Below are 21,959 nucleotides of genomic sequence, written 5' to 3' on the forward strand. Positions count from 1 at the left end.
TACAATTTTTATTCAGCTAAAAATTGTGATTTATATACTGATGCTTATAAGGCACATCTGACCTTACCCCCCTAATCCATATTTTAAATCAGCTAAGTTAGACTGCTCTTATCAGAAAAACTAAGCGTATACTCATTATTTGAACAGTTAATAAAAAAGGCCACGCGAATGCGCAGCCTTTTTAAGTAAGAATGTTATGGAATTAATTACGGAACAAGAATAAGATATTCTGGCTACCCTGATTTGCAATAGAAAGAGCTTGAACACCAAGCTGTTGCTGAACTTGCAAAGCAGACAATTTTGCAGATTCTGCATTCATGTCAGCATCAATCATTGAACCGATCCCTGCATCAACATTGTCTAACAATCTTTTAACAAACTCGAGCTGAGTATTCATCAAGTTAACTGCAGCACCAATTTTAGCACCCGCAATAAGAGTTAGATCAACTGCATCGCGCACTTTATTTTGAAGGCTGCCTAGAAGGATATTTTGTCCATCTGAAGACATTGCACCAATTCCTTCTATTTTGACAAATTCAGCTACGGTAACTTTACTAGCTTCCACTTTAAAAGCAGCTTGCGCTTTAGCCCACGTGTCGTTCCCTTTATCTTTATCAGTCAGCGCTTTTTCAGCATTAGTTACGGCCTCTTTCGCCTTTTGTATCGCACCCTTTCCTGGTTCTTCTTTAGGGTCAGCACCATATATGGCAACCAAATCCGCCAATGCAGTTTTCTTCTCTTCAAGGTCATTTACCAATGCTTTGTATGCTTTTTCTGCTTTCTCAAAAGTCTCAATAGACTTAGCAATATTACTTTTTTCGTCTGCATTGAAAATGTTTTTCAAAATACCTTTTGACATATCAATGGTGCCATTTTCATTCATAACACCAAAGTTCAACTCACGGCCACCAACTTCAATCATATCAACATAGACAGCTGTACCTTCACGACGATAACCAGCAGCTATGCTAGCAGTTTGACCACCATTGGAAAGCATGTTTTTGCCAGCAAATGAAGAAGACTGAACTGCATTCGAAATGTTCGTCATATTTGCTTTCATTGAATCTTGAAGCTTAGCAATATCAACTTCACCTTTTCCATTAACAGTAACCATTGATTTTTGAATATCATCAAGTGCTTCTTTGGTTAGGTCAACAGCTGTAGCAGCAATACTCACCTGTTCTTTACCTAAATTAATGGCATCAATAACAGTGCTCATTGTATTACTGTCATGCTTCATCATTGATGAAATAGACCAGTAGGCTGTATTATCACCAGCATTGTTAATACGCAAACCTGTTGAAATACGGTCTTTTGATTTGTCTAAATTATTATCAATTGCACGAAGTGTCTGCAATGCAGTCATTGCAGATCTATTAGTAAGTATACTTGAACCCATAATCGTGTCCCTTAACGAAAAATAATTAAAGAGGGACATGCTATTTTTATAGCTCATGATAGAACGACATCATGTCTGCCAGATAAATTTGGCCTATCACTTTTTGCAGTGCTATCAGACTAAAAAATATTGTTCAAGTTGTTTTTTTCAATGTGTGGATAAAAATGCAACTCTTTGCAAAGTAGTTTCAAGGGCCGTTATTAAAGCAGCCCGCCCACCTTGGTTAGAAAAACAATTTGATAAAAGTTCATTTGTTCCTCCCTTTGTTGAAAATTCTTGTTCAAGAAGTGCAAAATCAATAGACATTGAACAATGAGCTTTTGTGTTTTTGCGCATTTGATCAGAAAGATTTCCAAACATCGTGCTAAGAAAATCTGCTGACTGAGTTTTTTCTATTCCTTGTGTCACCAACCATTGATGTGCTGTTTCTATAAAATTAAAGTACACTCCCATAAGTGATCCAGCTGTCATGAAAAGGTTAAACTGATCTTCTCTTTCAAGTACTAATGTGCCACCTAACTTATCAAACATGGCACGTAAAAATGGATGATCGGGATAGATTGGTGTTAAATTTTTGCATTCTGAGACAAAGGGTAGAGGAATAGCACGGTAAACTTTATGGTTTATCCATTTTTCAACATCTGCTGCTCTAGCCATTGCAAGTACAGAAACAACAAGTTGTTCTGGGTGGAAACGAAGAGGGCGCAATATTTCTTCAGCAACTTGATTGCGTAGACAAAGGAGAACACAATCACTACTATCTAGCAATGCTTGATTGTTTTCAGCAATTATAACCTTATTATAATCATGGGAGAGACGTTGTGCTATTTGTGTGTTGCGTGGTGAAACGACAATTGAATGCACCTCAAAAGCGCTAGCCATTAAACCATCAATCATTGCAGCGCTAATTGTGCCCGTTCCCAAAAAGCCAATTTTCATGTCTCTCCTCATGTTTACAATTTAAAGTGGATCTCAAATCAGCTCTTAACATACTTTGACTAGCATTGATTCACGAATAGTTGATAATAAATATCATTAAAGACTTCAGTAGACTACCCTCAACATAAATAAGGCCATTGTTTCTTTGTAAAATCTAGATGAAGCAAAATAGACTTAAGTCATAAAAGCCATAAATTTGCATCTGTATAGCATTATTCCAAAGTTAAGATATGTATCTTGCCACTTAGCGTAATTGCTTCACTCAGTTAATGGATTTTATCCGCGTATAAAAATTAATAACAAGAGCAACATATAAATAGGGAGAATAATCAATCCAAAATATTTTTAGCTGATACAATAAACGGTATAGAAAATTTATTTATGAGACTCAATAAATGCCGGAATATGATGTGGCCAACGCCACGGTAAAATTGCAATTAGGTCAAAACGTACACATAAAAGAGAGTAATCTTTTTGCCGTGCTAACCAAACATTAGCTGCCGATATAATACGTTTTTCATTTACCTGACAAACTGCAGTCATTGCTTCAGTTAATGTTGAACGTGCTTTCACTTCAACAATTAAAACAAGATTTCCACGCCGTGCAATTAAATCAATTTCCCCACATTTTGTTTTAAAACGCATTTCAGCAATATGAAATCCTTTCAAACGTAACCACCAAGCTGCCCACTTTTCCGCTCGAATACCTTTATAAAAGGATTTTTTCTTATGCTTTTTTTGCATAATCCTACCCTCCCTTTAAAAGAGTTGATCGTTGGAAAAGTTCTTGTTTTTTCAAACCTGTTTTTTTTGCAATTAAAGCAGCCGCCTTCGCTGCAGGATATATACTAAGCAACTCTAGTAACATCGCATCGATTTCTTGAGTACTCATTTGCTGTAAAGATGCTGTTGCTTCTCCAACGAGTATAACAATTTCTCCACGAATACGCGTTTGTTTTCCATATTTCTCAACTAAGTTTCCTAAATTGGAGACATCTATAGTTTCAAATTTTTTTGTTAATTCACGGCATATTGCAGCTGGTCGGTTAGCTGTGAAAATAGTAACCATATCTTGCAAAGTTTCTACAAGACGGTGAGGCGATTCATAGAACACTAAGGTCGTAGGTATCGATTTTAATTGTTCCAGTCGCTTTTGGCGCTGCGTTTTCTTAGTACTCAAAAAACCTGCAAAGAAAAAGCTATCTGTAGGAAACCCTGTTGTTACAATAGAAGCTAAAAGAGCTGATGCACCGGGAATCGGAACGATTTTGTAACCAGCTTTACGCACCTCTTTTACTAATTTAAATCCTGGATCAGAAATAAGTGGTGTTCCAGCATCTGATACAAGGGCCACTGTTTTATTTTCTGCCAAAGCTTCTAATAATTTCACTCCTGCTTTTTGTGCGTTATGCTCATGATAAAGAAATGTTTTTTTCTGAATACCGTAGTGTTCTAACAGAACACGTGTTACCCGCGTATCTTCACAAGCTAAAATATCGACTTGTGCAAGGACTTGCAAAGCACGGATAGTTATATCTGCAAGATTTCCGATAGGTGTTGCCACTAAATAAAGCGCTGGTTCTATAATTGGTGCACAAAAGGCATGAGAACCTATAAAATATATTTTTTCACTCACACTCTTCTGCATATCCAGTGCTTTCTCTTCAAAATTTTAGCAAAGACCTTATGAACAATCGTCAGACATTTCTGCCAAAATTTTCTTTGTTACAGCTAAAGGATCAATAGCTTGAATGATAGGCCGCGCCACGACAAGATGGCTTGCACCAGAATCCAATGCTTTTCTTGGTGTCATAACTCGTTTTTGATCATTTTTATCACTTCCCTGAGGGCGAATCCCTGGTGTTATTAATGCCATATCAGTTCCAATAACTTTTCGCAAAGCTTCTGCTTCAAGTGCTGAAGCAACAATGCCACCCATTCCTACTTTTTGCGCTTGCTCAGCTCTTTTGAGCACTAATTTTTGGGGATTATCTTTATAACCAGCATTTTTTAAATCGACTTCATCCATTGATGTTAAGACTGTCACCCCCAGTAAACATAAATCACTTCCTTTAACCGCTGCAACAGCTGCTTTCATTGTTGTTGGATATGCATGAATCGTCAGCATTGAAACACCTAATTTTGCAATATTTTCCACAGCTCTAGCAACGGTATGATCGATATCTAACAATTTCATATCGAAAAACACTTTTTTTTGTGCTTGAATAAGATCCTTGGCTAATTCCATTCCGCCAGAAAAAAACAACTGATAACCGATTTTATACCAGCTGACCCAATCACCCAATTGCGTGATCAATTTTTCTGCTTGTTTAATATCCGGAACGTCTAATCCCACGATTAAGCGTTCACGCATCATAGTTACCATTAAAACACTCCCTTATTATTTTAGGATTACTTTACCTTAAGCGAGACTTTACTCAAAAAAATGAAGTTAAGAAAATTTGTCTTTTATTTGATGAACAATTGCACGGTAAAGATTGGTATGCCTACCTTCCGGCTCAGAGATAAAAATTGGCACTCCATCATCTGAAGAAAATCGAAAAGTTGCATCGAGTGGCACTTCTGCCAAGAAGGGAATATCTCGGTTTTCTGCTTCTGTACGCACAGTGCCATGACCAAAAATATCATAGCGTTTTCCTGTGTCAGGCGCAATAAAGTAGCTCATGTTTTCAATAAGTCCCAGAATGCGGACTTTAACTTTTGTAAACATTTCTACAGCTTTGCGTGCATCAACTAAAGCAAGATCTTGTGGGGTAGAAACAATCAACGCACCCGTTAACGGCACTTGTTGAGCTAGTGTTAATTGTGCATCCCCTGTTCCAGGTGGCATATCAACTACCAAAACATCGAGAGGCCCCCATAAAACATCCCTTAGTAATTGGGTTACAGCTGCCATCACCATAGGACCACGCCATACGATTGGTTTTTCCTCTTCAACTAAAAAACCCATAGACATTAATTTAAGGCCAAATTTTTCAAGAGGTTGAATTTTTTTGTCATCAACTAATGATGGTTTTTGATTTACAAGCCCTGTCAAACGTGGCAGAGACGGACCGTAGATATCTGCATCCATCAAACCTGTTTTAAAACCAGCATCCTGTAAAGCTAAGGCAATATTTATCGCCATTGTGGATTTGCCAACTCCTCCCTTTCCAGAAGCAACAGCAATGATATGCTGTACATTTTCTATCGGCATTTTCATAGGCAATGTATTTGCTTTACGTTTCTGCGCAGAAAAAACTGCATGTTTGTGTGTTTGAGAAAATGTTGGCGATTGTTTTTCTTCCGTAAGAGTGACAACAACTGCTTCAACTCCATCCATAGCATACACTACTTTTTCAGCAGCGCGGCGTAATGGTTCTAATTCTTGTGCGCGTTCACGGGGAACTGTAATGGAAAAGAAAACCTTACCACCTGTAATGAATATTTCTGAAAGCAACCCAAGCGATACAATATCGCTTTCAAAATTTGGTCCTTTAACTTTACGCAGTTCTTCACGAATAGCTTCGCGTGTAACAGGGACCACACTCTTTCCTCTCTATACAGATGCTAGATAATATAGCAATAAAGAGAAAAAATATTTACGTCAATCACCTTAGCACTTTCCTTCGTTAAGAGTTATAAAAGTTTCAGTGTAATAACTGTGTTTCTTTCAAAATACCAATTCAAGATGCAAAGCCAGTTCTATAAAAAACTCTAGAATAAAATGCATTGCAGAATCTCGTTACAAATATTTGTGTACGAATTTTTCTACAAATCTTTGTAAATAATCCAAAATTTGAAAACCTTATTGATATTATAGAGTGATGCACCATTTTTTATCTTATTTTCAATTTTTTGATCGTTTACTCGCGGCGTAACGAAATAACTACAAATTATTCTATGTATACCACTTTCTTTAATATGGCCCATCAATAAAGACTATTAATTAGAGAAGTTTAGTTCTGTTAATAAAGCATGGATTAGGGAAATAACGTCAAATGTATCTATACTTTAAAAGTTGCATGTATCAGTGTTATAGATCACGATTTTTAGCTGAATAAAGATTATATTTTTTAAAATATAGGGGTCTTAGTTTTTTGTGAAAAATAATAATTTTACTTACATTGAGAGTAGTTACTGAAGTCTGAAAGTTCATCATCAATTATTCGTAAATCAATAATAGTAAATGTATTTGAGAGCAAAGAGTTGCATTTTTATCCACACATTGAAAAAAACAACTTGAACAATATTTTTTAGTCTGATAGCACTGCAAAAAGTGATAGGCCAAATTTATCTGGCAGACATGATGTCGTTCTATCATGAGCTATAAAAATAGCATGTCCCTCTTTAATTATTTTTCGTTAAGGGACACGATTATGGGTTCAAGTATACTTACTAATAGATCTGCAATGACTGCATTGCAGACACTTCGTGCAATTGATAATAATTTAGACAAATCAAAAGACCGTATTTCAACAGGTTTGCGTATTAACAATGCTGGTGATAATACAGCCTACTGGTCTATTTCATCAATGATGAAGCATGACAGTAATACAATGAGCACTGTTATTGATGCCATTAATTTAGGTAAAGAACAGGTGAGTATTGCTGCTACAGCTGTTGACCTAACCAAAGAAGCACTTGATGATATTCAAAAATCAATGGTTACTGTTAATGGAAAAGGTGAAGTTGATATTGCTAAGCTTCAAGATTCAATGAAAGCAAATATGACGAACATTTCGAATGCAGTTCAGTCTTCTTCATTTGCTGGCAAAAACATGCTTTCCAATGGTGGTCAAACTGCTAGCATAGCTGCTGGTTATCGTCGTGAAGGTACAGCTGTCTATGTTGATATGATTGAAGTTGGTGGCCGTGAGTTGAACTTTGGTGTTATGAATGAAAATGGCACCATTGATATGTCAAAAGGTATTTTGAAAAACATTTTCAATGCAGACGAAAAAAGTAATATTGCTAAGTCTATTGAGACTTTTGAGAAAGCAGAAAAAGCATACAAAGCATTGGTAAATGACCTTGAAGAGAAGAAAACTGCATTGGCGGATTTGGTTGCCATATATGGTGCTGACCCTAAAGAAGAACCAGGAAAGGGTGCGATACAAAAGGCGAAAGAGGCCGTAACTAATGCTGAAAAAGCGCTGACTGATAAAGATAAAGGGAACGACACGTGGGCTAAAGCGCAAGCTGCTTTTAAAGTGGAAGCTAGTAAAGTTACCGTAGCTGAATTTGTCAAAATAGAAGGAATTGGTGCAATGTCTTCAGATGGACAAAATATCCTTCTAGGCAGCCTTCAAAATAAAGTGCGCGATGCAGTTGATCTAACTCTTATTGCGGGTGCTAAAATTGGTGCTGCAGTTAACTTGATGAATACTCAGCTCGAGTTTGTTAAAAGATTGTTAGACAATGTTGATGCAGGGATCGGTTCAATGATTGATGCTGACATGAATGCAGAATCTGCAAAATTGTCTGCTTTGCAAGTTCAGCAACAGCTTGGTGTTCAAGCTCTTTCTATTGCAAATCAGGGTAGCCAGAATATCTTATTCTTGTTCCGTAATTAATTCCATAACATTCTTACTTAAAAAGGCTGCGCATTCGCGTGGCCTTTTTTATTAACTGTTCAAATAATGAGTATACGCTTAGTTTTTCTGATAAGAGCAGTCTAACTTAGCTGATTTAAAATATGGATTAGGGGGGTAAGGTCAGATGTGCCTTATAAGCATCAGTATATAAATCACAATTTTTAGCTGAATAAAAATTGTATTTTTTAGAATATAGGGGTCTTAGTTTTTTGCGAAAAATAATAATTTTACTTACATTGAGAGTAGTTACTGAAGTCTGAAAGTTCATCATCAATTATTCGTAAATCAATAATAGTAAATGTATTTGAGAGCAAAGAGTTGCATTTTTATCCACACATTGAAAAAAACAACTTGAACAATATTTTTTAGTCTGATAGCACTGCAAAAAGTGATAGGCCAAATTTATCTGGCAGACATGATGTCGTTCTATCATGAGCTATAAAAATAGCATGTCCCTCTTTAATTATTTTTCGTTAAGGGACACGATTATGGGTTCAAGTATACTTACTAATAGATCTGCAATGACTGCATTGCAGACACTTCGTGCAATTGATAATAATTTAGACAAATCAAAAGACCGTATTTCAACAGGTTTGCGTATTAACAATGCTGGTGATAATACAGCCTACTGGTCTATTTCATCAATGATGAAGCATGACAGTAATACAATGAGCACTGTTATTGATGCCATTAATTTAGGTAAAGAACAGGTGAGTATTGCTGCTACAGCTGTTGACCTAACCAAAGAAGCACTTGATGATATTCAAAAATCAATGGTTACTGTTAATGGAAAAGGTGAAGTTGATATTGCTAAGCTTCAAGATTCAATGAAAGCAAATATGACGAACATTTCGAATGCAGTTCAGTCTTCTTCATTTGCTGGCAAAAACATGCTTTCCAATGGTGGTCAAACTGCTAGCATAGCTGCTGGTTATCGTCGTGAAGGTACAGCTGTCTATGTTGATATGATTGAAGTTGGTGGCCGTGAGTTGAATTTTGGTGTTATGAATGAGAATGGCACCATTGATATGTCAAAAGGTATTTTGAAAAACATTTTCAATGTAGACGAAAAAAATGATGCTAAAAAAGCTATTAGTACTTTTGAGGCAGCAGAAAAAGTATACAAGGGCCTGTTAAATGACATTGAAGATGCGAAAGCTGCATTGGCGGATTTGGTGTCCATATATGGTGACGTTACTGAGGATAAACCAGGAGGTAAAGAAATAAAAGCGGCAAAGGAGAAAGTAAAAACGGCTGAAGACAAACTGACTACTGGTAAAGGGAACGAAACGTGGGCTAAAGCGCAAGCTGCTTTTAAAGTGGAAGCTAGTAAAGTTACCATAGCTGAATTTGTCAAAATAGAAGGAATTGGTGCAATGTCTTCAGATGGACAAAATATCCTTCTAGGCAGCCTTCAAAATAAAGTGCGCGATGCAGTTGATTTAACTCTTATTGCGGGTGCTAAGATTGGTGCTGCAGTTAACTTGATGAATACTCAGCTCGAATTTGTTAAAAGATTGTTAGACAATGTTGATGCAGGGATCGGTTCAATGATTGATGCTGACATGAATGCAGAATCTGCAAAATTGTCTGCTTTGCAAGTTCAGCAACAGCTTGGTGTTCAAGCTCTTTCTATTGCAAATCAAGGTAGCCAGAATATCTTATTCTTGTTCCGTAATTAATTTCATAACATTCTTATGTAAAAAGGCTGCGCACCCGCGTGGCCTTTTTTATTAACTGTTCAAATAGTAAATATCTCGAATGAGAAATATATTGCTTAAGTCAATAAACTTCAAACTTCTTGCATCTTTTTAAAATACGAAAAAATAATCTAAGATTGACTTTTTTATGCTTTTCCTTATAGGGTAAGCACTTACCTTAGAATTATCTGATGGAATAAGATTATTCATCGAGTGTATTATTGTGCTATAGAACTAAGAAGGGCCGCACAACGGTATTTGAATAAATGAAACGTACTTATCAACCCTCTAAACTTGTTCGTAAACGTCGCCATGGATTTCGTGCCCGTATGGCAACAGCTAGTGGGCGTAAAATCATTTCAGCCAGGCGTAATCGCGGACGGAAGCGGTTATCTGCTTGATTCTTTGAATTTTTACAACAGATTGAATGTCGTTAGTTATTTTTTCATTATGAATCTTTGGTGCCTGTCTTTTCTGTAAAAGGCAGGCATTTAGTAAAGCTATGAAGCATCTTTCAATGAAGCAAAAACACCCCTGCCGCATTCGTAAAAGAGCAGATTTCTTGGCTGCACGCACAGGAGAAAAACGACGTGGTCCTCTATTTCTACTTGAAATTAAACCTCGTGAACAAACAGCAGAAATAAAACATCCTCTTGTTGCACGTGTAGGCTTTACTGTAACGCGTAAAAATGGCAATGCCGTCAAACGTAATCGCATTAAAAGGCGTCTACGTGAAGCAGTTCGAATTGGACTAAAAAATAACATAGAAGCAGGAACCGATTATGTCATTGTAGCTCATCCCGATGCACTGCATGCACCGTTTTCATCTCTGATCAATGAATTAAACCGACGAATAAAGCCAAAAATTAAAAACCAGCAACGGCAATAGGATAAGTACAAATGGAATATAATCGTAATTTTTTTATCGCCATTGGATTATCTCTTATTATTTTTGTCGCATGGCATTTTTTTTATGTTATTCCCCAACAAACAAAACTACAAGAAATGCAAATAATGGCACAACAATTGTCAAAACAAAGTTCAGAACTTCCCACAACTGATGTGCATTTCTCTGATACTGCTCAAACAAGTGAATCAGGGGGTGTATCTGACCGCCCTATGACGCCTGAAAACCGTAGTGTAGAATTGGCTAAAACAAATCGTATTGCAATTAAAACTGATGAATTAGAAGGTTCTATTAATCTTGTTGGTGCACAATTTGATGACCTTTTTCTCAAAAAATATCGCTTAACTGTAGATAAAGGATCGCCGGAAATTGCTTTGCTCAATCCTAATGGATTCAATACAACTTATCTTGCTGAATTTGGTTTTACGAGTTCATCTCTACCAGCAACAGCATTGCCACAATCTCATACACAATGGCAGATAGAAGGTGAAAATACGACTCTAACCCCTTCAACACCTGTCACTTTAATCTACAATAATGGACAAGGACAAATTTTCCGTCGTACTCTCTCAATCGACAATCATTACATGTTCACCATTGAAGATTCTATCAAAAATGAAAGTGACAATCCTGTATATCTTTCGCCTTATGCCCGAGTTGCACGTGCAGCTCCACCAGAATACACAAATGCAACTTATTTGCTCCATGAAGGTATGATTGGTGTCGCGGGGGATTCACTCAAAACAGAAACATATAAAAATCTAGAAGAGCTCAACCCAAATTCTGGAAATGGTCAGAAAAGCATGATTTTCTCCAAAGTTACAGGAGGTTGGATTGGTATCACTGATAAATATTGGGCTGTAGTGGTTATCCCTCCACAAGATCAAGAATATACAAGTCGTTTTATTTATTTTAATCAACTAAATACCCACTATCAATCCGACTTACAAAGTGCTCTTTTAACAGTTGCTCCCAATGAAACAAAAACTATTACAAATCACCTCTTTGCGGGTGCAAAACAAGTTGGGATCATTAACCGTTATCAAAATCAATTAAAGATTAAGAAATTTGGTCTTTTAATTGATTGGGGTTGGTTTGATTTTATCACCAAACCAATGTTTGCTCTTATTGATATCTTTTATAAACAAACAGGAAATTTTGGTATTGCCATTCTTCTTGTTACAGTGCTCTTGAAAGTACTTCTATTCCCGCTTGCTAATAAATCTTATAAATCTATGGCACGCATGAAGTTAGTGCAACCAATGATGCAAGAAATAAAGGAAAAATATGCAGATGACCGAGTTAAACAGCAACAAGCAGTGATAGAATTGTACAAAACTCAAAAAATCAATCCTCTTGCGGGCTGTTGGCCAATGCTAGTTCAATTTCCAATATTTTTTGCTCTTTATAAAGTTCTTTATATTACCATTGAAATGCGACATGCACCTTTCTTTGGTTGGATTCAAGATTTAGCAGCACCTGATCCAACATCTATTTTTAACCTATTTGGCTTATTACCTTATGAAGTTCCAGCATTTCTTATCCTTGGTGCATGGCCTTTAATCATGGGGATAACAATGTTTCTACAGATGCATATGAACCCAACTCCTCCAGATCCAACACAAGCTATGATTTTCACATGGATGCCAGTTATTTTTACCTTTATGCTAGCTTCCTTCCCAGCTGGTCTTGTTATTTATTGGGCATGGAATAATACATTGTCAATTATTCAGCAAGGCATCATGATGAAACGTCAAGGCGTGAAAATTGAGCTTTTTGATAATCTTAAAGCTATGTTCCATAAGAAATCTAAAAAAGAAGGACATAAATGACAAAACGTCCTACAACTTCTGGGATTTTTTTTCGTAATTGGATTTTCATTCGTAGTGTACCCGCAATACAACATCTTCCACCTGAGGGCCCCCCAGAAATTGCATTTGTAGGACGCTCTAATGTTGGAAAATCTTCCCTAATCAATGCACTGGTGCAACAAAAAGGTTTAGCACGCACTTCAAATACACCAGGGCGTACTCAGGAGCTTAATTACTTTATACCTGACAGTTTAAGTGATCAGAAAGAAAACTTTCCCCCTATAGCACTTGTCGACATGCCAGGTTATGGTTTTGCCAAAGCTCCTCCAAATTGCATTGAAACATGGACACATTTGATCTTTGATTATTTGCGGGGTCGTACAACACTTAAACGCGCTTATGTTTTAATTGACTCACGTCATGGAATTAAAAAAAATGATACAGATGTCTTAGATCTTCTGGATAAAGCAGCAGTTTCTTATCAAATTGTTTTAACCAAAAGTGATAAAATCAAACCAAATGCACTTGAAACTTTAGTAACTGCTACAAAAAAAAATATTTTAAAACATCCAGCTGCTTATCCAGAGCTACTAATCACCTCTTCACAAAAAGCTTCGGGGTTAGAAGAGTTGCGTGCAGCTATCTTGCAAGCAGTTACGCAATAAGATGATATCTTTCTTAAGAGATTATTAAACATAACTGTTAGCAATTACTAATGAGCTTGTTCTTTCAACAAAGCATCTTTATAAAAATCCTATTATATTAAGAAATCTACCGACTCTATTTAAGCACATAAATTATGCTCACACTTTTTCATCATCCCCTATCTTCTGCCTCTCGTTTTATACGTCTTATTCTCGAAGAATATGGTATAGCAACCCATCTTATTGAAGAATATGAATGGACAAGAAAACCTGAATTTCTTGCTCTTAATCCAGCGGGACATTTGCCCGTTTTCCTTGCTGAACATGAAATACCATTATCGGGTGCTACCGTGATTTATGAATATTTAGATGAAACGCGTGGCAGTTTACGACCAGATAAACAATTTTTTCCAGCAAATCCTTTAGAACGTGCCGAAGTACGCCGTCTTAATGATTGGTTTTTAAACAAACTTGAAAATGAAGTTACGCGTCATATTGTGCGAGAGCGAATCTATAAACGTGAAATGCCATTAGCCATTGGTGGTGGAGCTCCTAATTCGCAAATTTTACGCAATGCACGTGCTAATATTCCACCACACATGAATTACTTGAATTGGCTTTGCACATCCCGTGATTGGTTAGCTGGATCTATATTGTCCTATGCAGATTTAGCAGCTGCAGCTTCTATTTCTATACTTGATTTTTTGGGAGAAATTGATTGGGAGCAATTTCCTTCTATTCGAGAATGGTATATGCGGATTAAATCTCGCCCTTCTTTTCGCCCTCTTTTAAATGATCGGATTCGTGGAACTACGCCTAGTTCTCATTACACTGATCTGGACTTCTAATTTGTCAATAAATACTGTATTTTACAGCTACCTTATATTGACCAATAAATAACAATTTTAGTTGGAATTTTTATTAAATTGTAAAAAAGAAATTCCTGTATATCATTAAATTAAAGAAAGTATTTAACTTTGTTCATATAACAGTCATAAATAATATTATTGAAATAATTTACATAAAGATAAACAAAATGTGTATTTAATTTCAAAATTAATATACAATAAATAGAGAAACTTATCACTGATTGTAGTAAAATACATTAAAATTACACTAAATTTCAAAATGTACTTTTAAAATACTTTATACATACTTACAAAAGTGTTCATTTGTTATAATGATAATAAGTATATTACTTATACAAGTTCCACATAAATTAATCATCAGTTTAAACCATTAAATGTACTAAATTTAGCTTTATATGGAAAAAGAATAGTTGGCAAAAAAAAGAATTTGCCTATACTCAAGGAGTAAAGTGTCACAAGGAGAAAAACATGCGCCTTGCAGTTGTTGGTGCCAATGGGAGAATGGGGCGTGCGTTAATTACAGCTCTCCAACATAGAAAAAGTGTAGAACTTTGTGGTGTGCTTGTGCGCAAAGGGTCACCCTTTGTAGGAAAAGACGCCAGCGTATTGATTGGTTCAAATATTCTTGGAATCCCAATTACTGATGATCCTGAAAAGGCCTTTTCTAATGCTGAAGGTATTTTAGACTTTTCCCAGCCACAAGCTACTATTATCTACGCTGATTATGCAGCCCAAAAAGGCATTGTTCACATTATAGGGACAACAGGATTTAGCAAAGAAGAGGAAGCACAAATTGCAACTTCTGCGATGCACACAACAATTGTTAAATCTGGAAATATGAGCCTTGGAATTAATCTTTTGGCTAACCTTGTAAAGAAAGCAGCTAAAACATTAACATCTGAAGACTTTGATATTGAAATTTCTGAAATGCACCATTTTGGCAAAGTTGATGCTCCTTCTGGAACAGCTCTTCTTCTTGGAAATGCGGCAGCAGAAGGACGCAATGTTCAGTTCCAAGATGTCTATGTTAGCGAACGTAAAGGCTATACAGGCGAACGCAAAAAAGGCACTATTGGTTTTGCTTGTTTACGGGGTGGAACAGTTGTCGGAGACCATAGTGTTATTTTTGCAGGTCCAAATGAACACATTGTTCTTTCACATTCAGCACAAGAACGTTCTATTTTTGCCAACGGTGCATTAAAAGCAGCTCTGTGGGCAAGAAATCATAAAAATGGTCTTTATTCAATGCTGGATGTTTTAGATCTGAACGATTAACGTTAATCAATCAATTTCAGGAAATTTATAATGGGACGTACACTTGTATTAATCCGTCATGGACAAAGTGAATGGAACCTTAAAAACCTTTTTACTGGTTGGAAAGATCCAGATTTGACAGAAAAAGGTTATGCAGAAGCAATAAAAGCAGGAAAAAAACTAAAAGAATCTGGCTTAAAATTTGATGTTGCTTATACATCAGCCTTACAGCGAGCACAAAAAACTGCTCAGCATATTTTAGAACAAACAGAACAAACAGATTTGCAATTGATAAAAAATTCAGCATTGAATGAACGCGATTATGGCGATTTATCCGGCTTAAATAAAGATGATGCTTGTCAAAAATGGGGGCAAGAACAAGTGCATATATGGCGCCGTTCTTATGCCATTGCCCCACCCAATGGGGAAAGCCTGCGTGATACAGGTGCGCGTGTCTGGCCTTATTATTTTTACCATATTCAGCCCCACATTTTACGCTCCAAAACTGTTTTAATTGTAGCGCATGGCAATTCTCTTCGTGCTCTTATTATGGCACTTGAAGGTCTAAGCACTGAAGAAATCATATCTCAAGAATTAGCAACTGGTGTCCCTATTATTTATGACTTCAATTCTGATTCAACAATTTTATCAAAAAAAATCATTACGTCTTAAATTATTATAATTGCGATTTATAGAAATAAGCACCCTAACTCTAATATTTTTAGTAGAGTAATGATCATTGACAGAGTTACTTCTCAAGCTTAGATAAATTCCATTGCCCAGATGGCGGAATTGGTAGACGCGCAGGTTTCAGGTACCTGTACTGCAAGGTGTGGAGGTTCGAGTCCTCTTCTGGGCACCATCTTTTACCTTTAACATGTTGAAATATATAGATTTTTACTTAATTAGATAATTTTTAGTCCACCATTTAGTCTACTCTTTAGAGTTTATATAATTTTATCTAAATTTGTGTTATTTGCAGCTTATTTCCTTTGGTATAAATGCCAAGATTTCTTTTTTTCTCCATCTTACTGATTTGCCCAACTTATATGGTTTGGGAACCTCGTATTACCCAATTGCGAATCGTTGTTGTCGATACGCTAAAAAACTGAGCACATTCACGTATTATGACATATCTATCACCATCATTAAATATCATCTCATTGCCTTTCTCTTTAATGAGTGGGAGCGCTTAAGGAGACATGTAAGTAACAGAGCTCCCCCCATAGGTTTAAGCAGCTTGTATAAAGATTTTCATTTCTTGTTCTATTTCTTCTAAAAGTGCTTCTACAGCTTTATTAATGCGTTCAATCTGTTCATCATCGCGTGAGATGCGTTGAATTTTGATATATAAATGAGATGATTTATCTATAAACCAAGGATAATAGCTGACAAAATTACACCATTTTCATCCTGTGCAAGCCATTTGGAATTGCATTTGTAAGATATATTCAGGCTTGATTTTATCATCTCGTAAAAAACGTACACGCGTCGTTGCTTGAGAATATTTGACCTTTATAAAGCCTTCATCCCCAATGAGACCTATCAGGATTAGTACTTACCATTTCAATTGTCGGATGGGGAATAAATCCACATCGGGTGATAGCAATTTCACATTTGAGGCTGTATTTTTTAATCACTCTCTTTTTGCGTTTATTTCCCCATTTTATAGCTGGTATTTTATAAAATGATATTGTTTCATCTCTTAAACATTTTGCGATAAATCTAAGTTTGTACCCTTCTCCTCATATTTACTTGTCGGCAAACTTTTAGCTGTTCTACTGATAATGCTATCAATGTTTGAAGCTGTAACTTTTCTTAAACGAGCTTGAAATCACTCTGTTTGTGTTTGTTTTTTAACTCTTTGATTGGCGTAAGCAATTCACTAAATACCCTCTCGTTTTTGGGATTATAATTAGTCTCATTTGCAGCAAATAATTTCGTGAATAAGATCGACTACATCTTCTTTTTCATAAAAAGCTTTATCTTCTTCATAAAAAAAGGCCAACAGAACCGAGGGTATAACGTGCACATTGTTTAATTGCTTCATTCTGCAGCATGCGAACAGGATATTTCCGCCAATGTTTTGTGTCTTGTTTGCAATCTTTTAAATATTCTGTGATTTTTATTGGATGTTTTACTGTTCTTCAAATACATAGCGCATGTAACAGAAAGCAGATTGCCTTCGTTATCGTCGTTCTTTTGAAGTGTTATATTATCAAGGGTGGGATTTGATTATCTTGGTCCCCCCAGTGGTTGTAGCAACTGGGATGATGCCATTTTTTTAGGAACAGCGTATATTTCTTTTCCTAAAGGATTTAAGTTATACTCATTGGCAAGATAAATAAAGTCTTCAAAATCTTCTTCAAAAATATTGAAATTGATACAGGTTTTAAAGAGTGCTTCACGAAACTCTTGTTCTGATAAATTATATTTCTGCGCTACTTTTGCTATGAAGGAAGTTGTCATCATTATTTTCTCTAATTTTGAGATGCACCTTACCTGTGGCATGAAAAACACGTGTATTGAAAAAGCTCATACTTTGATTGATATCTTTTTATATGCACACTATTTTTGAATTTACCTCCCTCAAGCATGCTAATTCTTCGTCCATGATTTTTGCACTAGAAACGGTCTTTTTTATTCCGCTGGGTATTTGAATAATGCGGATTATACAATCCATCAGTTTTCATTGATTTTACTCTGATAATAAAAACCCACTCGAAACACAATAATAAACATGAAAATAACTAGAAAATCTTTGGGCTTTAATTCTAACATTTTTGCTGCTTGGTTTAAACTAAACAGCCCACAAGATCGTTTTAAACATTCAAGTATTATGCCTTTGAGTTAGATCAGTTAATATGATCCTTGTGTTCACTCGCCGTTGGCAAATGTTTGTTTCTAAGTTATAGAATAGGCATAATACGCTTTAGTGTTATTTTAATTAATGTAATGACACAAAATAAAGACTCTAAAAGTTTAGAAGTAATTTCATCTATAATATTGTTGTAAGGTAGGAGACTTTATCTACAACACAAAAAACAAGGAATATTACGGACAGTAAAAGATATTACTTATACCGTTCCGTCAACAAAGCATTTAAAGCTTCAAGCTTCTTCTTATCTCCAAATGAAGCACAAGTTATAAGTTTTACATTTTCCTCGAAAATATTGAATCAATTATTATTGTTATATGACACTTGCATTTCTAAGTGTGTTAAAAATAGCCATCAATTTATCCACAGAAACTCTTTTTCCTCCCTTGAGCAACCTATGATCTATACATGAAGAAAACGGGACAATCTTTTTATATCACAGCTATTTATAGCATTAAGCATTACTGAGTCAAAAGTTGGAAGAAGAGTAAAAACAACACTTCCAAAAAAATAACTTGATGCCTGCTATCAACGATATCAGAGGAATGTCGCTACATTAGGAGATCGTGTTGCTCTGCTTGTTCCTAAAAAAATTAAACAACAAAGTGATCTATTGTTAAAATCATTTTGATTATTATATATGACAACACTAAAAGTAAACATATATAAGCTCATCTTGCATAAAAGCCTTAGAATATGTCATAAAGTATTGTCTTTTAAGACAAAGAAAAAATCAATATTTTGTAAATTTTTTGATGTAAAAATAACATTACGTATTTAAATTGTTACTTTTGGAGAAAACTATGAACACAAAATGTTTAATAACTACATCTATTTTCACTTTAGCTGCAATTTCTTTAGCACAAGCAGCAGATAGTATAATTCGTAAAGAAAATTATCAAATGGATGTTTCACCAATTGTTAGACCCCCTACTTTTTCTTGGAATGGTTTTTATATTGGGGGGCAGGTTGGTGGTTTTTCAAGTAAGATTTCTGCAATGAGTCATAGTGATGATATTCCTTTACTGCCTGCTACGAGTAGAGGACCTATAAAATGGGTTCCAGTTAGTGAAAAATTTTTACCTAAACTTTCTGGTTTTATAGGTGGTTTTTATGCAGGTTCCAATGTTGATCTCAGTAATGGCCTTATCCTAAGCATTGATACGGATATAATTTTATCTGCACGAAAAAATACAAAAACTACCGTAATCACTCCCCCATCTAATGAAGGTGTAAATACAGAAGAAAGTGACTTAACAACAAGCCAACATCAACGGTCAAAAAGAGCTGCCCAATTAGAAAATACAATTAATACAGAAGAGGCAGAAAAAAACATTATAACATTTAAGTATACTTTAAACCAAAAATGGACTGGCGCTACACGGATACGTATCGGTTTTGCTGCTGATCGTATTATGCCTTATATTGCCGGTGGTGTTGCTTATGGACAGTTCCAAAATATTCTATCGCTATCAAGCACAAATACACAAGACAAAGAGCTTAATAATATGGTAGATGAAACAAAAACAATGATCGGTTATACTTTTGGTGCTGGTATTGATTTTGCAATGACCGACAATGTTATTTTGCGGGCAGAGTATCGTTATTCGGATTTCGGAAAAAAGAAATTTGTTAAAGATAGCCTTGAACTTCATTACAAGACTAATGATTTTCGTGCTGGAGTATCTTATAAATTCTAATTTCCCTGTACACTGTATAACCTAACCACTAAAAAGCCTTGTTTCTGACAAGGCTTTTTTATTTGTTCTACTTTTTCTCTAAAAAATTATCGTATAGTGTAACCATACTTGACATAAAACATATCCTTACATATCGCAATAAATCAAATTTGGGAAGCAATAAACAATTTATTTATACCCCACAAAATGACCATCACAAAAATTGCTCAACGCAACCACCAATAAAAATAATAATATATTCTCAGCACACCATACATATTGTAATATGTCCCCACCATCCATTGCAGTAAGAAAAGCACAACCATTCACAAGAGTTCCTCTTACAAAAACTCTCGCACCTAAAAAGACACAACAAGAAAACCCATTACACCGCTATAATACCACACTATTCTCTAAAAAGCATCATCTTATTGATCCTTTTAGTAAACAGATTATTATAAATAATCATGACAATGAGACATTTTATTTTTAAGGTTTATTTAAAATGGAATATAATTCTCTAAAAACCTGAAACCATTAAGCATCCCCTTTCCTTCTAACAAGATCTCTCTAGATTGGAACATAAACGCAAATCGTGCGTTGTATATAAAATACTCATCGAAGGAGATAAACAAATGGAAACGCGCATTCCAACAGACACACTATTAAATCCACATTCGCAAGGAGAAAAAATTGTGGAACCTCAGCGTCCACTATTTCATAGGCCTCTTTCTTGGTCAGCCCTTTTTGCAGGACTAATTACAGTTATTGCTACTTCAATTTGCTTTTCTTTTTTGCTCGCAGCTTTAGGTTTAGGACAAATTGACCTCTATTCTTCTGCGCCCTTTGGAGGAGTCTTGATGTCTGTTGGCATAGGTTCCATTATTGTGATGTTTTTTAGTCTTGCTATTGGTGGTTTTGTTGCTGGTCATTTTGCAAGACAAGCGGGAGCAGCACATGGCTTCTTAACCTGGGCTCTTCTTATGCTTCTTGTAACACTTCAGACAACTCTGTTCGTTTCCGGAGCAGCACACATGGGGGCTCAAACTCTCTCAAGTGTTGCATCCAGCTCTAAAAATGTCATTTCTAGCCTAGGAAAAGGGATTGGCACCCTCTTCTCATCTTCAGACTATAACACTTTCAATAAACTGTTGAGCAATAAAAACAGCCATAAAATTGATTTTGACAAACTCAAAAACGATTTACGAAAAGTACTCAACGAAAGTAATATTGAAGCCCTTAATCCTGAACATTTGCGAGGTGTTTATGAAGAGAGTTTAGATGATATAGAATCTGTTATCACCGCTTTGATGCATAATCCTTCAGGCTATTCTGTTTATCTTAAGCAACTAGGAGATCGTTTATCCAACCGCCTTGCAACGATAACAGATAATATTGATCGCAGTGATGTCATCGGTGGCCTTATGAACAACGGCATGACCCAGGCTGAAGCAGAACGCACTGCAGATCATGCCATAACTCTTTATCAAGCAGCACAAGTAAAAACTGAACAGGCCATCAAAAACTTTAGCCAACAAATTGAAACACTATCTCATCACCTTGAACAAACAGCAAAGAGCGCCCAGAGCTTTGCAGACAAAGCTATTGGAACAGCTTCTACCATTGGGTGGTGGAGCTTTTTAGGTAGCCTTATCGGTGCTGTTATTGCAACTGTATGTGGCTATTATGGTTCTAAAAGCCGTAAACATTGCTGCCTTATTTAAAAGCTTTTCTTTAAAAAACATCGCAATGGATCATCATTGATCATCACAACAAGAAAGCTGCTCACTTATAGCAGCTTTCTTGCTCACAAGGAAAAGTTATCTCTAGCATTTTGAACAATAGATTAAGTGTTATACTTTTGAAATACCTACCAACTTATAAGATTTTTTTATAAACTCTAGAAGGAGAAAACGCTGATCCTACCACCTTCATTTTTTTGAATGATACAAACGGGAATTAGCTAAAAATAAAGTGTTTGTAGCTTTATTAGGTGATAGTGTTTAGCCACGCTTTCAAAATGGAAGAAGTAAGTAAAGCTAATAAGAAAGTTTTTCCTCTTTTTTTTAAGTGCTTTTATTGCCCTGGTAAAATGAGAACGATGGCTAGAACAGCAAGAACTCAATACAGCACGACCTTTGCAAAGTGTAAGACACTTTTTAAGAGATGAAGAACCACAGCGAGTTTAAGTTAGGTACCGATATCAACACTCACAGCGATACTCTAGTTATCCTTTTTACAAAAAGCCAATAGTGACCTTTCTGACTTTGAGCTCAAACAGA

18 protein-coding genes, 1 tRNA gene and 3 pseudogenes are annotated in these 21,959 nt (G+C 35.8%); 12 read left to right on the plus strand and 10 right to left on the minus strand.

What is annotated here, in order from left to right; genetic code table 11:
* Nucleotides 1–202: 202 nt before the first annotated feature.
* From BWD162_RS08110 to BWD162_RS04825, 6 genes are all read right to left on the minus strand, one after another.
* Nucleotides 203–1,399 carry a flagellin N-terminal helical domain-containing protein gene (locus tag BWD162_RS08110; protein WP_078705665.1) on the minus strand — a complete coding sequence of 399 codons (1,197 nt, stop codon included), beginning with the start codon at nucleotides 1,397–1,399 and terminating at the stop codon, nucleotides 203–205.
* Between the two features lie 147 nt (nucleotides 1,400–1,546).
* Nucleotides 1,547–2,338, minus strand: a complete 792-nt coding sequence (locus tag BWD162_RS04805; protein WP_078705666.1) for a pyrroline-5-carboxylate reductase — start codon at nucleotides 2,336–2,338, stop codon at nucleotides 1,547–1,549.
* Between the two features lie 375 nt (nucleotides 2,339–2,713).
* Nucleotides 2,714–3,082: a YraN family protein gene (locus BWD162_RS04810; RefSeq protein ID WP_078705667.1), complete on the minus strand. Its 369-nt coding sequence runs from the start codon at nucleotides 3,080–3,082 to the stop codon at nucleotides 2,714–2,716.
* A 4-nt stretch (nucleotides 3,083–3,086) separates the two neighbouring features.
* Nucleotides 3,087–3,974, minus strand: coding sequence for a 16S rRNA (cytidine(1402)-2'-O)-methyltransferase (gene rsmI / locus BWD162_RS04815; RefSeq protein ID WP_078706145.1), 888 nt, complete (start codon nucleotides 3,972–3,974; stop codon nucleotides 3,087–3,089).
* A gap of 48 nt (nucleotides 3,975–4,022) precedes the next feature.
* A complete protein-coding gene (gene pyrF, locus BWD162_RS04820; protein ID WP_078705668.1) occupies nucleotides 4,023–4,724 on the minus strand; it encodes an orotidine-5'-phosphate decarboxylase in 702 nt (233 codons plus the stop codon).
* Between the two features lie 66 nt (nucleotides 4,725–4,790).
* The gene (locus BWD162_RS04825; RefSeq protein ID WP_078705669.1) at nucleotides 4,791–5,885 is read right to left on the minus strand and encodes an Mrp/NBP35 family ATP-binding protein; all 1,095 of its coding nucleotides are present in this window, start codon (nucleotides 5,883–5,885) and stop codon (nucleotides 4,791–4,793) included.
* A gap of 832 nt (nucleotides 5,886–6,717) precedes the next feature.
* Between BWD162_RS04825 and BWD162_RS08115 the strand changes: the two genes are divergently transcribed.
* The 10 genes from BWD162_RS08115 (at nucleotide 6,718) to BWD162_RS04875 (ending at nucleotide 15,982) form a co-directional block, all read left to right on the plus strand.
* Nucleotides 6,718–7,914, plus strand: coding sequence for a flagellin N-terminal helical domain-containing protein (locus BWD162_RS08115; RefSeq protein WP_078705665.1), 1,197 nt, complete (start codon nucleotides 6,718–6,720; stop codon nucleotides 7,912–7,914).
* A 509-nt stretch (nucleotides 7,915–8,423) separates the two neighbouring features.
* A complete protein-coding gene (locus BWD162_RS08120) occupies nucleotides 8,424–9,617 on the plus strand; it encodes a flagellin N-terminal helical domain-containing protein (protein ID WP_078705670.1) in 1,194 nt (397 codons plus the stop codon).
* Between the two features lie 284 nt (nucleotides 9,618–9,901).
* Nucleotides 9,902–10,036: a 50S ribosomal protein L34 gene (gene rpmH / locus BWD162_RS04840; RefSeq protein ID WP_007476702.1), complete on the plus strand. Its 135-nt coding sequence runs from the start codon at nucleotides 9,902–9,904 to the stop codon at nucleotides 10,034–10,036.
* 116 nt (nucleotides 10,037–10,152) lie between these two features.
* Nucleotides 10,153–10,524 carry a ribonuclease P protein component gene (gene rnpA / locus BWD162_RS04845; protein ID WP_078706146.1) on the plus strand — a complete coding sequence of 124 codons (372 nt, stop codon included), beginning with the start codon at nucleotides 10,153–10,155 and terminating at the stop codon, nucleotides 10,522–10,524.
* Between the two features lie 11 nt (nucleotides 10,525–10,535).
* A complete protein-coding gene (yidC, locus tag BWD162_RS04850; RefSeq protein WP_078705671.1) occupies nucleotides 10,536–12,374 on the plus strand; it encodes a membrane protein insertase YidC in 1,839 nt (612 codons plus the stop codon).
* Nucleotides 12,371–13,018 (plus strand): ribosome biogenesis GTP-binding protein YihA/YsxC, encoded by a 648-nt coding sequence (gene yihA, locus BWD162_RS04855; protein ID WP_078705672.1) that lies wholly within the window; start codon nucleotides 12,371–12,373, stop codon nucleotides 13,016–13,018. Before yidC ends, yihA begins: the two co-directional genes overlap by 4 nt.
* A gap of 134 nt (nucleotides 13,019–13,152) precedes the next feature.
* Nucleotides 13,153–13,845 (plus strand): glutathione S-transferase family protein, encoded by a 693-nt coding sequence (locus BWD162_RS04860; protein WP_078705673.1) that lies wholly within the window; start codon nucleotides 13,153–13,155, stop codon nucleotides 13,843–13,845.
* 489 nt (nucleotides 13,846–14,334) lie between these two features.
* Entirely contained in the window at nucleotides 14,335–15,141 is an 807-nt protein-coding gene (gene dapB, locus BWD162_RS04865) for a 4-hydroxy-tetrahydrodipicolinate reductase (protein WP_078705674.1), read from the plus strand.
* 30 nt (nucleotides 15,142–15,171) lie between these two features.
* Nucleotides 15,172–15,792, plus strand: a complete 621-nt coding sequence (locus tag BWD162_RS04870; RefSeq protein WP_078705675.1) for a 2,3-bisphosphoglycerate-dependent phosphoglycerate mutase — start codon at nucleotides 15,172–15,174, stop codon at nucleotides 15,790–15,792.
* A 105-nt stretch (nucleotides 15,793–15,897) separates the two neighbouring features.
* Nucleotides 15,898–15,982: transfer RNA gene (locus tag BWD162_RS04875), tRNA-Leu, on the plus strand.
* Nucleotides 15,983–16,092: 110 nt separating this feature from the next.
* Here the strand turns inward: BWD162_RS04875 and BWD162_RS07955 are convergent.
* The 4 genes and pseudogenes from BWD162_RS07955 to BWD162_RS07965 all read right to left on the minus strand — a co-directional run.
* Nucleotides 16,093–16,279 (minus strand): annotated as a pseudogene (locus BWD162_RS07955) (helix-turn-helix transcriptional regulator).
* A gap of 72 nt (nucleotides 16,280–16,351) precedes the next feature.
* Nucleotides 16,352–16,918, minus strand: a pseudogene (locus tag BWD162_RS07960) (YqaJ viral recombinase family protein).
* 437 nt (nucleotides 16,919–17,355) lie between these two features.
* Entirely contained in the window at nucleotides 17,356–17,592 is a 237-nt protein-coding gene (locus BWD162_RS04890; RefSeq protein WP_078705676.1) for a hypothetical protein, read from the minus strand.
* A gap of 601 nt (nucleotides 17,593–18,193) precedes the next feature.
* Nucleotides 18,194–18,395: pseudogene (locus tag BWD162_RS07965) on the minus strand (helix-turn-helix domain-containing protein); the annotation flags it as partial.
* Between the two features lie 406 nt (nucleotides 18,396–18,801).
* On the opposite strand from BWD162_RS07965, the gene BWD162_RS04895 reads away from it, so the two are divergent.
* Both BWD162_RS04895 and BWD162_RS04900 read left to right on the plus strand, forming a co-directional pair.
* Nucleotides 18,802–19,698 carry an outer membrane protein gene (locus tag BWD162_RS04895; RefSeq protein WP_078705677.1) on the plus strand — a complete coding sequence of 299 codons (897 nt, stop codon included), beginning with the start codon at nucleotides 18,802–18,804 and terminating at the stop codon, nucleotides 19,696–19,698.
* Nucleotides 19,699–20,312: 614 nt separating this feature from the next.
* Nucleotides 20,313–21,401, plus strand: coding sequence for a YrzE family protein (locus BWD162_RS04900; protein ID WP_078705678.1), 1,089 nt, complete (start codon nucleotides 20,313–20,315; stop codon nucleotides 21,399–21,401).
* The last annotated feature ends 558 nt before the right edge of the window (nucleotides 21,402–21,959 follow it).

Origin of the sequence: Bartonella sp. WD16.2 (genome assembly GCF_002022505.1) — a bacterium.
GTDB lineage: Bacteria > Pseudomonadota > Alphaproteobacteria > Rhizobiales > Rhizobiaceae > Bartonella.

Excerpts from the sequence above, each read along its gene's own strand:
- BWD162_RS04900 (WP_078705678.1), top strand. The coding sequence starts at position 20,313 with ATGGAAACGCGCATTCCAACAGACACACTATTAAATCCACATTCGCAA.
- BWD162_RS08110 (WP_078705665.1), bottom strand. The coding sequence starts at position 1,399 with ATGGGTTCAAGTATACTTACTAATAGATCTGCAATGACTGCATTGCAG.
- BWD162_RS08115 (WP_078705665.1), top strand. The coding sequence starts at position 6,718 with ATGGGTTCAAGTATACTTACTAATAGATCTGCAATGACTGCATTGCAG.
- BWD162_RS04860 (WP_078705673.1), top strand. The coding sequence starts at position 13,153 with ATGCTCACACTTTTTCATCATCCCCTATCTTCTGCCTCTCGTTTTATA.
- BWD162_RS08120 (WP_078705670.1), top strand. The coding sequence starts at position 8,424 with ATGGGTTCAAGTATACTTACTAATAGATCTGCAATGACTGCATTGCAG.
- BWD162_RS04810 (WP_078705667.1), bottom strand. The coding sequence starts at position 3,082 with ATGCAAAAAAAGCATAAGAAAAAATCCTTTTATAAAGGTATTCGAGCG.
- BWD162_RS04890 (WP_078705676.1), bottom strand. The coding sequence starts at position 17,592 with ATGATGACAACTTCCTTCATAGCAAAAGTAGCGCAGAAATATAATTTA.
- yidC (WP_078705671.1), top strand. The coding sequence starts at position 10,536 with ATGGAATATAATCGTAATTTTTTTATCGCCATTGGATTATCTCTTATT.
- pyrF (WP_078705668.1), bottom strand. The coding sequence starts at position 4,724 with ATGGTAACTATGATGCGTGAACGCTTAATCGTGGGATTAGACGTTCCG.
- BWD162_RS04870 (WP_078705675.1), top strand. The coding sequence starts at position 15,172 with ATGGGACGTACACTTGTATTAATCCGTCATGGACAAAGTGAATGGAAC.
- BWD162_RS04805 (WP_078705666.1), bottom strand. The coding sequence starts at position 2,338 with ATGAAAATTGGCTTTTTGGGAACGGGCACAATTAGCGCTGCAATGATT.
- rpmH (WP_007476702.1), top strand. The coding sequence starts at position 9,902 with ATGAAACGTACTTATCAACCCTCTAAACTTGTTCGTAAACGTCGCCAT.
- yihA (WP_078705672.1), top strand. The coding sequence starts at position 12,371 with ATGACAAAACGTCCTACAACTTCTGGGATTTTTTTTCGTAATTGGATT.
- BWD162_RS04895 (WP_078705677.1), top strand. The coding sequence starts at position 18,802 with ATGAACACAAAATGTTTAATAACTACATCTATTTTCACTTTAGCTGCA.
- dapB (WP_078705674.1), top strand. The coding sequence starts at position 14,335 with ATGCGCCTTGCAGTTGTTGGTGCCAATGGGAGAATGGGGCGTGCGTTA.
- rnpA (WP_078706146.1), top strand. The coding sequence starts at position 10,153 with ATGAAGCAAAAACACCCCTGCCGCATTCGTAAAAGAGCAGATTTCTTG.